The sequence below is a fragment of the Shinella sp. G-2 genome (assembly GCF_050172695.1).
Lineage (GTDB): Bacteria > Pseudomonadota > Alphaproteobacteria > Rhizobiales > Rhizobiaceae > Shinella.
The window spans coordinates 55692-69904 of record NZ_JBBEYH010000008.1 but is presented as its reverse complement, the minus strand read 5'-3'; the positions used below and the strand labels follow the sequence as shown (position 1 = coordinate 69904).

At 65.3% G+C, this 14213-nt stretch carries 12 protein-coding genes; 8 read left to right on the top strand and 4 right to left on the bottom strand.

Annotated features, from left to right (window positions below; all coding sequences use genetic code 11):
* Nucleotides 1-49 precede the first annotated feature (49 nt).
* Nucleotides 50-1447 carry an MFS transporter gene (locus V8U06_RS15130; protein WP_427141355.1) on the bottom strand — a complete coding sequence of 466 codons (1398 nt, stop codon included), beginning with the start codon at nucleotides 1445-1447 and terminating at the stop codon, nucleotides 50-52.
* 127 nt (nucleotides 1448-1574) lie between these two features.
* Between V8U06_RS15130 and V8U06_RS15125 the strand changes: the two genes are divergently transcribed.
* The 6 genes from V8U06_RS15125 to V8U06_RS15100 all read left to right on the top strand — a co-directional run bounded on the left by V8U06_RS15125 (nucleotide 1575) and on the right by V8U06_RS15100 (nucleotide 7492).
* Nucleotides 1575-2495, top strand: coding sequence for a LysR family transcriptional regulator (locus V8U06_RS15125; protein WP_427141354.1), 921 nt, complete (start codon nucleotides 1575-1577; stop codon nucleotides 2493-2495).
* 128 nt (nucleotides 2496-2623) lie between these two features.
* Nucleotides 2624-3862, top strand: a complete 1239-nt coding sequence (rlmN, locus tag V8U06_RS15120; RefSeq protein ID WP_226921777.1) for a 23S rRNA (adenine(2503)-C(2))-methyltransferase RlmN — start codon at nucleotides 2624-2626, stop codon at nucleotides 3860-3862.
* Nucleotides 3863-4086: 224 nt separating this feature from the next.
* Nucleotides 4087-5040, top strand: a complete 954-nt coding sequence (locus V8U06_RS15115) for an ABC transporter substrate-binding protein (RefSeq protein ID WP_226921778.1) — start codon at nucleotides 4087-4089, stop codon at nucleotides 5038-5040.
* A 123-nt stretch (nucleotides 5041-5163) separates the two neighbouring features.
* Nucleotides 5164-6042 (top strand): ABC transporter permease, encoded by an 879-nt coding sequence (locus V8U06_RS15110; protein ID WP_226921779.1) that lies wholly within the window; start codon nucleotides 5164-5166, stop codon nucleotides 6040-6042.
* Nucleotides 6042-6836 (top strand): ABC transporter ATP-binding protein, encoded by a 795-nt coding sequence (locus tag V8U06_RS15105; protein WP_427141353.1) that lies wholly within the window; start codon nucleotides 6042-6044, stop codon nucleotides 6834-6836. The genes V8U06_RS15110 and V8U06_RS15105 overlap by 1 nt, the downstream gene beginning before the upstream one ends.
* 59 nt (nucleotides 6837-6895) lie before the next feature.
* Nucleotides 6896-7492: a DUF1287 domain-containing protein gene (locus tag V8U06_RS15100; protein ID WP_427141352.1), complete on the top strand. Its 597-nt coding sequence runs from the start codon at nucleotides 6896-6898 to the stop codon at nucleotides 7490-7492.
* A 6-nt stretch (nucleotides 7493-7498) separates the two neighbouring features.
* Here the strand turns inward: V8U06_RS15100 and V8U06_RS15095 are convergent, their stop codons facing one another.
* Entirely contained in the window at nucleotides 7499-8140 is a 642-nt protein-coding gene (locus V8U06_RS15095) for a LysE family translocator (RefSeq protein ID WP_427141351.1), read from the bottom strand.
* A 190-nt stretch (nucleotides 8141-8330) separates the two neighbouring features.
* Complete coding sequence (locus V8U06_RS15090) at nucleotides 8331-9182, bottom strand: SDR family NAD(P)-dependent oxidoreductase (RefSeq protein WP_427141350.1); 852 nt, start codon at nucleotides 9180-9182, stop codon at nucleotides 8331-8333.
* 180 nt (nucleotides 9183-9362) lie between these two features.
* Between V8U06_RS15090 and V8U06_RS15085 the strand changes: the two genes are divergently transcribed.
* Nucleotides 9363-10586: an argininosuccinate synthase gene (locus V8U06_RS15085; RefSeq protein ID WP_226921784.1), complete on the top strand. Its 1224-nt coding sequence runs from the start codon at nucleotides 9363-9365 to the stop codon at nucleotides 10584-10586.
* Between the two features lie 56 nt (nucleotides 10587-10642).
* Here the strand turns inward: V8U06_RS15085 and V8U06_RS15080 are convergent, their stop codons facing one another.
* Complete coding sequence (locus V8U06_RS15080) at nucleotides 10643-12715, bottom strand: M3 family metallopeptidase (RefSeq protein ID WP_427141349.1); 2073 nt, start codon at nucleotides 12713-12715, stop codon at nucleotides 10643-10645.
* A 376-nt stretch (nucleotides 12716-13091) separates the two neighbouring features.
* Between V8U06_RS15080 and V8U06_RS15075 the strand changes: the two genes are divergently transcribed.
* Complete coding sequence (locus V8U06_RS15075) at nucleotides 13092-14210, top strand: DUF475 domain-containing protein (protein WP_226921786.1); 1119 nt, start codon at nucleotides 13092-13094, stop codon at nucleotides 14208-14210.
* Nucleotides 14211-14213: the final 3 nt, after the last annotated feature.

Here is a 14213-nt window from a genome sequence, read left to right as displayed (position 1 = left end):
CGAAAACCAGGAAAGGGCCGGCTTTATGCCGGCCCTTTCGTTTGCATGCCTATGCTGCCCTGTTTTTCCGGTTGACGAGCATGAGGGACAGCGCGGCAAGGATCAGCGCCGCGGAAACCGCGAAGGTGATCCGCATGCCGGCGTCGACGGCAGCTGCGCTGGCGCTGGCCACATCGTGTCCTCCAACGGACCAGGTGAAAACCGTGCCCATCAGCGAAGCGCCGGTGATGAAGCCGAGATTGCGCGACAAATTGAGAAGACCCGACGTGACGCCCCTCTCGTCCGGGGCGATCCCCGCCATGACACCCGCATTGTTGGCGGCCTGGAAGAGCTGGTAGCCGGGGGTCAGGATGGCGATGGCCGCGACATAGCCAGCAAGGCCGAACAGGGCGGAAAGCACCGGCAGGCCGATTGCGCCGATCGCCATCGTGGCAAGGCCCGCGAGAACCGCAACCGGTGTGCCGACGCGATCCACGATGCGTCCGGCGAGCACGCCCGTCAGCACGGAGACGACCGGACCGGTCGCCAGCACGAAACCGACTTGTGCCGGGCCGAGACCGAGCGCGCGGGCAAGATAGAACGGGCCGACAATCAGCGTGGTCGTGACGACCGCTGCAACAAGGACGTTGGCGAGAAGGCTGGCGGTAAAGCCGGGGCGGCGAAAGGCGGCAGGCTGGACCAGCGGGAAAGGCGTGCGTTGCTGCCGGCGGGCGAAAAGCACTGCTCCGGAAATAGAGGCGGCGATGAGTGTTATTGTCGGCAGACCGGAGCCACCCTTGCCGAGCGTCATGGCAAGCGCATAGGCCGTCAGCGCGCCGGCCAGCAATGCAGCGCCCGGGAGGTCGAAACGGCCGGCCGCCGCCGGGCGCTCGGCGGGCAGGAAGCGCTGGATCAGCAGGAAAGCGAAGAGGCCGAAGGGCGTGGCGACGAGGAAGATCGCCCGCCAACCGAAACCGGCAATCAGCACGCCGCCGAGCGATGGGCCGAGGGCGGTGCCGACGGCCGACATGGTGCCGAACAGGCCCATGACGCTGCCGATCCGCTCCTTCTCCACCGTCTCGCTGACGAAGGCCATGGCAAGCGCCATCATCGCAGCGGCACCGAGGCCCTGCAGCAGGCGGGCGGCGATGAGGACCGGCAGGCACGGGGCGAGGCTCGACAGCAGCGACGCTGCGGAAAACAGCGGAAGGCCCGCGAGCAGCAATCGGCGCCGGCCGAAGAGGTCGCCGAGCCGGCCGATGCCTGCCATCACCACAGTGCTTGCCAGGAGATAGGCGAGCACCACCCATTGCACATGGCCGAAAGACGCCGCGAAGGCCGTTTCCAGGGTCGGCAGGGCGACATTGGCGATGCTCGTGCCGAGCGAGGAAAGCAGGATGGACAGGGAGAGGCCGGCGAGGGCCCCGGTCCTGCTGCTGGCTACGGGCGTGCTTCGGGAAATGCTCATGGTGGGCTCCTTCGTCGTTTGCGAAGAAAGTAAGCCTCCTCAAAACAGCGCGGAACGCGCATGGTTTGCATTCTATTCGTGCATGAAACGCCATGTCAGTTTAACGGCGGCATGCTAGATTGCGTGCATGACCCGCCCCGATCTCAACCTTCTCGTCACGCTCGACGTGCTTCTTGCCGAGGGCAGCGTCGCGCGCGCGGCACGGCGTCTGCGGCTCAGCCCCTCGGCAATGAGCCGTGCCCTGGCGCGTCTGCGCGAGGCGACCGGCGATCCGCTGCTGGTACGCGCCGGGCGCGGACTGGTGCCGACGCCGCGGGCGGCGGAGCTGCGAGGGGATGTCGGCCGGGTGCTGCGGGAAGCCGAGGCGCTGCTTCGGCCGATGGAGATCCTTGACCTTGCGCGCCTGGAGCGCACCTTCACCCTGCGCAACCGCGAGGGTTTCGTCGATACGTTCGGGCCGGCGCTGCTGGCGCGCGTCGCCCGGGACGCGCCACGGGTGCGGCTACGCTTCGTGTCCAAGCCGGACAAGGAAAGCACGCCGCTGCGCGATGGCTCGGTGGATTTGGAAACCGGCGTGATCGGCGATACGACCGGGCCGGAGGTGATGACGCAGGCGCTTTTCCGTGATCGCTTCGTCGGCGTCGTGCGCGAGGGCCATCCGCTGCTGGACAGCCCGATGACGGCGGAGCGCTATGCGGCCGGCACCCATGTCGTCGTCTCGCGCCGCCAGCGCGATTCTGGTCCGGCGGACGAGGCGCTCGGTCATCTCGGTCTTGCGCGCACCATTGCCGTCACGGTCGCGAGCTTTTCCGAGGCGCTGACGCTCGCCCGTGGCTCGGACCTGATCGCCCAGGTTTCCGAACGGTCGACGGCGCGGCTGCGCGAAGGCATGGCGACCTTCGACCTGCCGTTCGATCTGCCGGCCTATACCATCTCCATGCTCTGGCACCCGCGCATGGACGCCGATCCGGCGCATCGCTGGCTGCGGACATGCCTGCGCGCGGTCTGCACCGGCAAGGCAGGTGACTTTCCGGTGGAACAATGCTAAAGGGCCGGCAACCGGGCCTGCGCCGTAGCGACAGGCGCTTTTTGGCCCAACAATGAACTTCAGTCGAGCATGGACCGCGAGCGGCGCAAAAGCCTGCGCCGGCGCTTCCTGTTCTTGAGGACGAGCCGATGGCAAGCATGGATTTTCTCAACACGGCGGACACCGTCAAGACACCGGTCGTCCGCAGCATCCCGACCGCCGAAAAGCCGTCGCTGATCGGTCTTTCCCGCGAGGACATGGGGCGCGCCCTCGTCGAAAAGGGCGTGGCGGAGCGGCAGGTGAAGATGCGCGTCAGCCAGCTCTGGCACTGGCTCTACGTGCGCGGCGTCTCCGATTTCGACGACATGACGAATGTCTCCAAGGACATGCGCGAAATGCTGAAGACGCATTTCACCATCGCGCGGCCGGAGATCGTCGACGAGCAGATCTCCAATGACGGCACGCGCAAGTGGCTGCTGCGCTTTCCCGCGCGCGGCGCCGGCCGGCCCGTCGAGATCGAGACCGTCTACATTCCCGAAGAGGGCCGCGGCACGCTGTGCATTTCCAGCCAGGTCGGCTGCACGCTCACCTGTTCCTTCTGTCACACCGGCACGCAGAAGCTGGTGCGCAACCTGACGGCGGAGGAAATCCTCTCGCAACTGCTGCTCGCCCGCGATCGACTGGGCGATTTTCCGGACCGCGACACGCCGGCCGGCGCCATCGTGCCCGCCGAAGGCCGCAAGGTGTCCAACATCGTCATGATGGGCATGGGCGAACCGCTCTACAATTTCGAAAGCGTCAAGACGGCGCTGCTGATCGCCACGGACGGCGACGGCCTGTCGCTCTCCAAGCGTCGCGTTACGCTGTCGACCTCGGGCATCGTGCCGGAAATCTATCGCACCGGCTCGGAGATCGGCGTCATGCTGGCGATCTCGCTGCATGCGGTGCGCGACGAACTGCGCGACATGCTGGTGCCGATCAACAAGAAGTATCCGCTGAAGGACCTGCTCGATGCCTGCCGCGCCTATCCGAGCCTGTCGAACGCTCGCCGCATCACCTTCGAATATGTGATGCTGAAGGACGTCAACGACACGCTCGAAGACGCCAAGCTGCTCGTACAGTTGCTCAAGGGCATTCCGGCGAAGATCAACCTCATTCCCTTCAATCCCTGGCCGGGCACCAACTATCAGTGCTCGGACTGGGAACAGATCGAGCGCTTCGCCGACTTCATCAACCAGGCCGGCTATGCCTCGCCGATCCGCACGCCGCGCGGCCGCGACATTCTCGCCGCCTGCGGTCAGCTCAAGTCGGAATCCGAGCGCATGCGCAAGGTCGAACGCATGGCCTTCGAGGCGATGATGATCGTCGGCCACGGCGAGGACGACTGAGGTTCTTCCGCCTCTCCTCCGTCGTGCCGGTTCAAGGCCTGGATGGCGGAGGCGAGCAGGTGGGCCGATGCCGTGACCACTCCGGGGTTTGTCGCCCGCCGAAGACCTGCTGCCTGACCGGCGCTTCCTATCAGAAAATGTGATTGATGAAGCGCTTTCCGAGAATTGATCTGAACGGCGGTTTTGCCTAGAAACAGCCTAAAATCATTCTAGGGAGACCTTTCATGCGCCATCTTCTTCTCGCCGTTGCGGCGACCCTTGCGATTTCGATGCCCGCCAAGGCGGAAGACGTCACGGTTGCCGTGACCGCCATCGTTGAACATCCCGCGCTCGACGCCGCCCGCGACGGCGTGAAGGAAGCGCTGGAAGCGGCCGGCTACAAGGAAGGCGAAAACCTGAAGTTCCTCTACGAGTCCGCGCAGGGCAACCCCGCGACGGCCGCGCAGATCGCCCGCCAGTTCGTCGGCGAAGGCCCGACCGTCATCGTGCCGATCTCCACGCCGTCCGCGCAGGCCGTCGTTTCCGCGACGAAGGACATCCCGGTCGTCTTCACGGCCGTGTCCGATCCGCTCGGCGCGCAGCTCGTCACCGACATGGACAAGCCGGGCGGCAACGTAACCGGCCTTTCCGACCTGTCGCCGGTCGCCGAACACCTGGCGCTGATCAAGGAAATCCTGCCGAACGTCAAGACCATCGGCTACCTCTACAATTCGGGTGAGGCGAACTCCGTTTCGCTGCTCGCCGTGCTGAAGACGGAAGCCGAGAAGGCTGGCCTGACGGTCGTCGAATCCGCCGCCACCAAGTCCGCCGAAGTGCAGGGCGCCGCCCGTGCGCTCGTCGGCCGCGCCGATGCGATCTACATTCCGACGGACAACACGATCATCTCCGCCCTTGAAGGCGCGGTCGCCGTTGCCGAGGAAGCCAAGCTGCCGCTCTTCACCGCCGACACGGACTCCGTCTCGCGCGGCGCCATCGCGGCACTCGGCTTCAACTACAAGGACGTCGGCAAGCAGACGGGCGAAATCGTCGTGCGCATCCTCAAGGGCGAGAACCCGGGCGACATCGCCGTGAAGGTTGCCGCCGGCACGGATCTCGTCGTCAACAAGGGCGCCGCCGCCAAGATGGGCGTCACCCTGCCGGAAGCCGTCGTCGGCCGCGCGACCCGCGTGATCGAATAATCCCGGCCCTGCCGGACATGTGAGATCGGAATCAACCGCTGCCGGATCGCCCGGCGGCGGTTGATCTGTTAGAAAGGCCCATCCCGCGAGACGCGGAATGGGGAACAAAGAAAGCCGAGAGCCGTGAGCCTGATTGCCTTCTGGGGTGCCGTCGAACTGGGGCTGGTCTATGCCTTCGTCGCGATCGGCGTTTACCTTGCCTTCCGCGTGCTGGATTTTCCCGATCTCACCGTCGACGGGTCCTTCCCGCTCGGCGCGGCCGTCGCGGCCGTGCTGATCATCGCGGGCCTCAATCCCTGGCTTGCCGCGCTGGTCGCCATGGCGGCGGGCGCCGTCGCCGGCCTTGTCACGGCCATGCTGAACGTGCGGTTCCGCATCCTCAACCTGCTCGCCTCGATCCTGACGATGATCGCGCTCTTCTCGGTGAACCTGCGCGTCATGGGCAAGCCGAACGTCGCGCTGATCAATGCCGAGACGATGATCAGCCCCTTCTATGGCCTTGGCCTGCGCGACTTCTACGTCCGGCCGCTCTTCGTCGGCATCCTCGTCGTCGTCGCGGTCATCGTCGTCTGGCGGTTCCTGGAGAGCGATGCAGGCCTATCCATGCGCGCGACGGGGGCGAATGCCCGCATGGCCCGCGCGCAGGGCGTCGACACGAACCGGCAGATCTATCTCGGCATCGCGCTCTCCAATGCGCTGGTCGCCCTCGGCGGCGCGCTCTTCGCCCAGACCAACGGCTTTGCCGACGTCACGTCGGGCGTCGGCACCATCGTCGTCGGCCTCGCCGCCGTCATCATCGGCGAAACGCTGTTCGGTGCGCGCGGCATTCTCATGGCGCTGATCGGCTGCGTGCTCGGTTCGATCCTCTATCGCATCGCCATCCAGCTCGCGCTGTCTTCCGACGTGCTCGGCCTGCAGGCCTCCGACCTCAATTTCGTGACGGCGCTGCTCGTCACCGTGGCGCTCGTCCTGCCGCGTCTTCGCCGCGGGGGAGCCGCCTGATGATCTCCGTCTCCGATATCAAGGTCGTCTTCGGCAAGGGCACGCCGCTGCAGAAGCAGGCGCTGAACGGCGTCAGCCTCACCATCGAGGAAGGCCAGTTCGTCACCGTCATCGGCTCCAACGGCGCGGGCAAGTCGACGCTGCTCGGCGTTCTCGCCGGCGACGTCATCGCGACCGAGGGACAGGTGAAGATCGGCACGGCGGACGTCACCCGTCAGGGCACCGCTGCCCGGGCCGGCCGCGTCGCCCGCGTCTTCCAGGACCCGCTGACGGGCAGCTGCGGCGCGCTCTCCATCGAGGAGAACCTGGCGCTCGCCGCCCGTCGCGGCGAACGGCGCGGCCTTTCCTCGGCACTCGGCCCGCAGCGCCGCGGGCATTTCCGCGAGCGCATCGCGGAACTGAATCTCGGCCTTGAAAACCGCATGCGCGACCGCATGGACCTGCTCTCCGGCGGCCAGCGGCAGGCGGTCTCGCTCGTCATGGCGACGCTTGCCGGTTCCGACGTGTTGCTGCTCGACGAACATACGGCGGCGCTCGATCCCGGCATGGCCGAGTTCATCATGACCCTCACTCAGAAGATCGTTTCCGAGCGCAAGCTGACGACGCTGATGGTGACGCATTCGATGCGCCAGGCGCTCGATTACGGCCACCGCACGGTCATGCTGCATGGCGGCGAGATCGTGCTGGACGTCGTCGGCGACAGCCGCAAGACGCTGCAGGTCGAAGACCTCATCGCCATGTTCCGCAAGATGCGCGGCCAGACGCTCGACGACGACGCGCTGCTGATCGGCTGACGCCCACAAAGCGCCCGAATCCGCCCGCAGCCTTTGCGGGTCGGATTTTCGGAGGGCGCATGCGGCGACGGCATTTCCTGGCGGGCGGTCTATCGTCCGGTCTTGTTCTCGCATTGCCCGCGACGGCGAGGGCCGATGCCGCGCAGAGGCTCGTGGCCGCGGCGCGCCGCCAGGTCGGCGTCACGCTCACTTACGATCCCGCCTATTCCCGGCTTGATTATCCCGGCGGCGACGTGCCGCGCGAGCGCGGCGTCTGCACCGATGTCATCGTGCGCGCCTATCGCGACGGGCTCGCCGTCGACCTGCAGGTTCTGGTGCATGAGGACATGCGCCGCGCCTTCTCGGCCTATCCGGCGCTATGGGGCCTGAAGAGAACGGATCGCAACATCGACCATCGCCGGGTGCCGAACCTTCAGACCTTCTTCAAGCGGGCTGGCGCCGCGCTCGCCGTCAGCGAGGACGGAGCCGATTACCGGCCGGGCGATATCGTTTCGCAAATGCTGCCCGGCAACCTGCCGCATATCGGCATCGCGACGGACGAGCGCAGCGCCGACGGCGCGCGACCGCTTCTCGTGCACAATATCGGCGCCGGTGCGCGGCTGGAGGATGTGCTCTTCGCCTATCCCCTCACCGGGCACTACCGTTTCCGGCTGTGAGCGGGCCTATCGCGCCTGCGTGAAGAAGATCTTCATCGCGAAGACCGAGAACACGCCGGCGAAGGTATAGTCGATGCCGCGCAGGACCTTCGGATTCTGCTGCAGCCAGCTTGCGAGCCGGTCGGCGGCGAGGATGACGATGACGTTGACCGGTATGCCGACGACGATGAAGAACAGGCCGAGGAAGACCAGCTTGCCGGTGATGCCGGGATCGCCGGCCGAGATGAACTGCGGCAGGAAGGTCATGAAGAAGATGATGACCTTGGGATTGAGCAGGTTCACCCAGAAGCCCGTGGAAATGTTGGCGAGCGCGGTGCCGCGCGGACCGGTCGCCGCCTTGACGGAAAGGTTGGAGCCGTAGCGGATCGCCTGGATGGCAAGCCACAGAAGATAGGCCGCGCCGCCGGTCTTGAGAATCATGAAGGCGGTGGGCGAGGCGGTGATGAGCGCCGAAATGCCGAAGGCGACCAGCAGCGTGTGCACGACGATGCCAAGGCTGGTGCCGATCACCACATAGAGGGCCGGGCCGCGGCCCTGCGAGAGCGCCCGGCTGATGGACAGCGTCATGTCGGGACCGGGCGTCATCGCCAGCAGCAGGCTTGCGGCCGTGAAGGCGAGAAGCGTCGGGAGCGTGGGCAGGAAGTCCATGGCAAAGGGTCTCGAAACCGGGGAAGATGAGAGGATTTTTATCCGGCTTTCGGGGAATTACCAATCAAAGTCTATGATGGGCTGTTACGCGCAGTCGATGGATGCGGGGAGGCTTCTCCCCGTCATGACCATCCATCGTCCCCGACGCCACACTCGGCGCAAGGCCGAGCATGGTATCGCGGCGGGGCGGTCACGTTTCCTCGACAAAGGCCCGGAATTTCTCCGCATGGTCCTTGTGCCAGCGCGAGAGAGGCGGGCGGTTCTCGATGACGTCGCCGATGGCCCAGGCCATGCGACGTTCGTCGAGCGCACGGGACACGTCATTGTCCGGGCAGAGAATGTAGAAGTCGCCGCGCTCGAGGCTTTCCATCATGAAGTCGACCGTCTGCGCCGGCGTCCAGGCGGCATCGGGCTTTTCCGTGCGCTCGCCCCGCGTCAGCGCCGTGAAGACGAAGCCGGGGATCAGCAGATGGGCGGAGAGCCTTGCGCCTTCGGTGTTGCGCAGCTCGTGCTGGAGCGCTTCGGTGAAGACCTTCACGCCGGCCTTGGAGACATTGTAGGCGGGGTTGCCGGGCGGTGTGGTGATGCCCTGCTTGGAGCCGGTGTTGATGATGAAGCCGGGTTCGCCATGCGCCAGCATGTTCGGCCCGAAAACCTGCGTGCCGTGCAGGACGCCCATCAGGTTGACGGCGAGGATATGGTCCCAGTTGGCCTCGGCGCTGAAGATCGAGGTATCGGGCTGGATGCCGGCATTGTTCATCAGAACATGCACGCGGCCGAAGCGTTGCAGCACGGCCCGCTCCAGTGCTTCCAGCTCATGACGATGGGCGACGTCCGTCTCCACGGCCATGATATTCGCCTCGCCGGCGATGGATTCGAGTTCGGCGCGGGCTTCGCCCAGCGCATCCACGCTGCGGTCGGCAATGGCGACGCACATGCCGGCTTCGGCGAAACGTCTTGCGGCGGCAAGGCCGATGCCGGACGCGCCGCCTGTAATGACAGCGACATTGCCCGGCTTGATGATGTCTGAAACGGTCGTCATGGGATCACCCTCCCTGGTCCACGCAACCGAATATGGGGTCTTCCCCGGCAGGGTCAAACCCGGCTGCGTCAGGAACCGTCGGGCTGCGCCCTTGCGTCACGCGACAATCTCGCTAAAAGTGCCGCGATACCGGGCTTTCGCGGGTTTGCTGCGGCCCTTCATGCAACGGACCTCATCATCATGGCATCACATAAAGACGTGAAGAAAGTCGTGCTCGCCTATTCCGGCGGCCTCGACACCTCGATCATCCTGAAGTGGCTTCAGACGGAACTCGGCGCGGAAGTCGTGACGTTCACGGCCGACCTCGGCCAGGGCGAAGAGCTGGAGCCGGCCCGCAAGAAGGCCGAGATGCTCGGCATCAAGGAGATCTTCATCGAGGACGTGCGCGAGGAATTCGTGCGCGATTTCGTCTTCCCGATGTTCCGCGCCAACGCGGTCTATGAAGGCGTCTACCTGCTCGGCACGTCGATCGCGCGTCCGCTGATCTCCAAGCACCTCATCGAGATCGCCGCGAAGACCGGCGCGGACGCCATCGCGCATGGCGCGACGGGCAAGGGCAACGACCAGGTCCGCTTCGAACTGTCGGCCTATGCGCTGAACCCCGATATCAAGATCATCGCGCCGTGGCGCGACTGGACGTTCAAGAGCCGCACGCACCTGCTCGAATTCGCCGAGCAGCACCAGATCCCGGTCGCCAAGGACAAGAAGGGCGAAGCGCCGTTCTCGGTCGACGCGAACCTGCTGCACTCGTCCTCCGAGGGCAAGGTTCTGGAAGACCCGGCCATCGAAGCCCCCGAATACGTGCACATGCGCACCATCTCGCCGGAGAGCGCCCCCGACAAGGCGACCGTCATCAAGGTGGGCTTCGAGCGCGGCGACGCGGTCTCCATCAATGGCGTGCGCATGTCGCCGGCGACCCTGCTCGCGACCCTCAACAATTACGGCCGCGACAACGGCATCGGCCGTCTCGACCTCGTGGAAAACCGCTTCGTCGGCATGAAGTCGCGCGGCGTCTACGAGACGCCCGGCGGCACGATCCTGCTCGCCGCGCACCGCGCCATCGAATCGATCACGCTCGACCGGGGCGCAGCCCACCTCAAGGACGAGCTGATGCCGCGCTATGCGGAACTGATCTACTACGGCTTCTGGTTCTCGCCGGAGCGCGAGATGCTGCAGGCGCTGATCGACCGCAGCCAGGAGCATGTCGAAGGCGAAGTGACGCTGAAGCTCTACAAGGGCAATGTCATGGTCACCGGCCGCGAATCGCCGAAGTCGCTCTATTCCGACAAGCTGGTCACCTTCGAGGACGACCAGGGCGCCTACGACCAGAAGGACGCCGCCGGCTTCATCAAGCTGAACGCGCTGCGCCTGCGCACGCTCGCCGCCCGCAACAAGCGCGGCTGATCGGCTTCCGTGAATGAAAAGGCCCGCTGCCGGAGACGGCAGCGGGCCTTTTTTCGTCAGGCGGCGAGGCCCTTCTTTTCCAGCATGGCCTCCGGGCTCGGCAGCTTGCCGCGGAAGGCCTTGTAGGCATCCTCCGGATCGACGGAGCCGCCGACGGCGTAGATATAGGTCTTCAGACGCTCGGCCATCGCCGGGTTGAAGGCGTCGCCCGTCTCGGTGAAGGCGGCGAAGGCGTCGGCGTCCAGCACTTCCGACCACATGTAGGAATAGTAGCCGGCCGAATAGCCGTCACCCGAGAAGACGTGCTGGAAGTGCGGCGTCGCGTGGCGCATGACGATGGATTTCGGCATGCCGATCCGCGCCAGCACCGCCGCCTGCACGGCCATCGGATCCTCCACCGCGCCCTCGGTATGGAAGGCCATGTCGACCAGCGCGGAGGAGGTGAACTCCACCGTCGCAAAGCCGGAATTGAAGGTGCGTGCGGCGAGCACCTTGTCGAGCAGCGCCTGCGGCATCGCTTCGCCCGTCTGATAGTGCACGGCATAGCGGGTGAGGATTTCCGGTACCGTCAGCCAGTGCTCGTAAAGCTGGGAAGGCAGTTCCACGAAGTCGCGCGAGACGCCGGTGCCGGATACCGAGGGATAGGTGACATCGGAGAGCATGCCGTGCAGGGCATGGCCGAATTCGTGGAAGAGCGTGCGCGCGTCATCGAGCGACAAGAGCGCCGGCTTGCCTTCGGCGGGTTTGGCGAAGTTGCAGACATTGTAGATGATCGGCAGTTCGCCAATGGCGCCGTTCTTCAGCGGCAGGCGGTGCTGGCTCTGGTAGGAGCTCATCCACGCGCCGGAGCGCTTGGACGCGCGGGCGAAGTAATCGCCGAGGAACATGGCGACGAGCCGGTCTTCCCGGTCGCGGATCTCGAAGACGCGCACGTCCGGGTGATAGACCGGCACGTCCTTCTTCTCGATGGCATGGATGCCGAAGAGCCGTTCGGCGACGTCGAAGCAGGCCTCGATGACCTTTTCAAGCTGGAGATAGGGTTTAAGCTCCGCCTCGGAGAAGTTGAACTTCTTCGCGCGCAGCTTTTCGGCATAGTAGCGCCAGTCCCAGGGCATGACTTCGTGGTTGCGGCCCTCCTCGGCGACAAGGGCGGCAAGCTCCGCCTCCTCCTCGCGCGCCCGCGCCACGGCCTTTTCCCAGACCTGCATGAGAAGCCCGTTCACCGCCTCAGGGGTCTTGGCCATGGTGTTGTCGAGCTTCAGCGCGGCGAAGTTGGCGTAGCCGAGCAGGCCGGCCTTTTCGGCGCGCAACGCCAGCGTATCCTTGACGATGCCGCGATTGTCCGTGTCGCCGGCATTCTCGCCGCGCGCCACCCAGGCGCGAAACGCCTGTTCGCGCAGATCCCGGCGGGCGGAGAAGGTCAGGAACGGTTCGATGATCGAGCGCGACAGGGTGACGGCATAGCGTCCGTCCTCGCCGCGTTCGCGTGCGGCGGCGGCCATGGCGTCCTTCAGGAAGTCCGGCAGTCCGTCGAGCGCTTCGCCCTCGTCGAGGAGGAGCGCCCAGCTCTTCTCGTCGGCGAGCACGTTCTGGCCGAATTTCGCGCCGAGGCCGGCCAGCGTCTCGTTGATGGCCGACAGCCGATCCTGCTGGGGTTTTTCGAGCTTGGCGCCGGACTTCACGAACCCCTTCCAGTGCCGTTCCAGCACGCGGGTCTGTTCCAGCGACAGGCTCAGCGCCGCGCGGCCTTCCCACAGGGTGTCGATGCGCCGGAAGAGGACGGCGTTCGTGCCGATCTTCGAATAGTGCCGCGACATTTTCGGTGCGATCTCGCGCTCCAGCGCCTGGATCGTATCGTTGGTGTTGGCCCCGGCGCGGCTCCAGAAGAGGGCCGAGACGCGCGAGAGTTCGTCCCCGGCGATTTCGAGCGCCACGACCGTGTTCTCGAAGGTCGGCGGTTCGGCATTGCCCGCGATTGCGTCGATCTCGGCTTCATGCGCCGCAAGCGCCGCATCGAAGCTGGCCGCGAAGGCGTCGTCCTTCACCCGGTCGAAACGCGGCAGGCCGTTGAGGCCGCTCCACTCGACAAGGGCGAGATCGATGGCGGGATCGATGCGCGTTTCGGTCATGGGCTGTCCTTTCTGCAAATCACTGTGCAGCGAATATAGGAAGGGGAAGGGGCATCGGTACAGGGCGCTGACAAAAATACGGGAACCGGTTGGCTCCCGCCGCGTTGAGGGGGCTGCGGCATGCTGCCTCTTGACGCGGACGGCAACTTCGGTGAAAACACATGCCATCCGCGGCCCTTTGACATCGTTGCCGCGGTGAACCCTGGTGCCGGGCCCCTCTGGCGAGAGTTTTTACGGCGCTCTCGTGATGTCGGTACCGCCAGCAAATTAGCCGGCGGATTCATACGCACATGAACATCCTGACCATGCCTCACCCGCATGCCCGTCGTGGTATGCGCAATCTCACTTCCCGTACCTCCAGCCTGGAGGTTCTGTCATGATCGGCAACGGCGAAGGCAAGACCACCCTTTCCTATCTCAAATGGGCACTCATCTCGACGGTCATCGGCCTCGCGCTTGGCGCGTGGCTGGGCTGGCAGACCACCGGAACCCTTTCCGGCATGGCGACCGTCTTCTTCATCTGTGCCGTTCTCGCGGTGCTGGAGATCTCGCTCTCCTTCGACAATGCCATCGTGAATGCCAACAAGCTCAAGGACATGACGCCAGTCTGGCAACACCGGTTCCTGACCTGGGGCATCGTGATCGCCGTCTTCGGCATGCGCATCGTCTTCCCGCTGCTGATCGTCGTGATCGCCGCCGGCATCGGCCCGATCGAGGCGCTCATCCTCGCCGCGCGCGAGCCTGCGGAATATGCCCGCATCATGAACGACGCGCATCTGCCCATCGCCGCCTTCGGCGGCACCTTCCTGATGATGGTCGGCCTCACCTACTTCTTCAACCATGAGAAGGACGTGCACTGGATCGGCTTCATCGAGAAGCACATGGCCCGCTCGGCGACGGTCAAGGGCATCGAGATCGCCTTCGTCCTCGCGCTGATCCTCATCTTCTCGAACCTGCTCGAGGGCGAGGCGGCCAATACCTTCGTGCATGCCGCGGTCTACGGCCTTCTCACCTTCCTTGCGGTGGAAGTGGTCGGCGGTCTGCTCGACGCCTCGCAGAAGGCGATGTCGGAAGCGGCCAAGGGCGGCCTCGGCGCCTTCATCTATCTTGAAGTGCTCGATGCCAGCTTCTCCTTCGACGGCGTCATCGGCGCCTTCGCGCTGACGCAGAACCTCTTCGTCATCGCCATCGGTCTCGGCATCGGCGCCATGTATGTGCGCTCGATGACGATCATGCTGGTGGAGAAGGGCACGCTGGCCGAATACCGCTACCTGGAGCACGGCGCGTTCTACGCGATCCTGATCCTCTCGGTCGTGATGTACTTCCAGACGCTGGTGCACATTCCCGAGGTCATCACCGGCCTTGGCGGCGCGACGCTGATCGGCATCTCACTGTGGTCCTCGATCCGCTACAACAAGCGCGAACGGGCTGAGGGTCTTCACGAGGCGCCGCATGCCGGCGATCGCGTGGCGGCCCAGCTCGGCAAGAACGCCTGATCC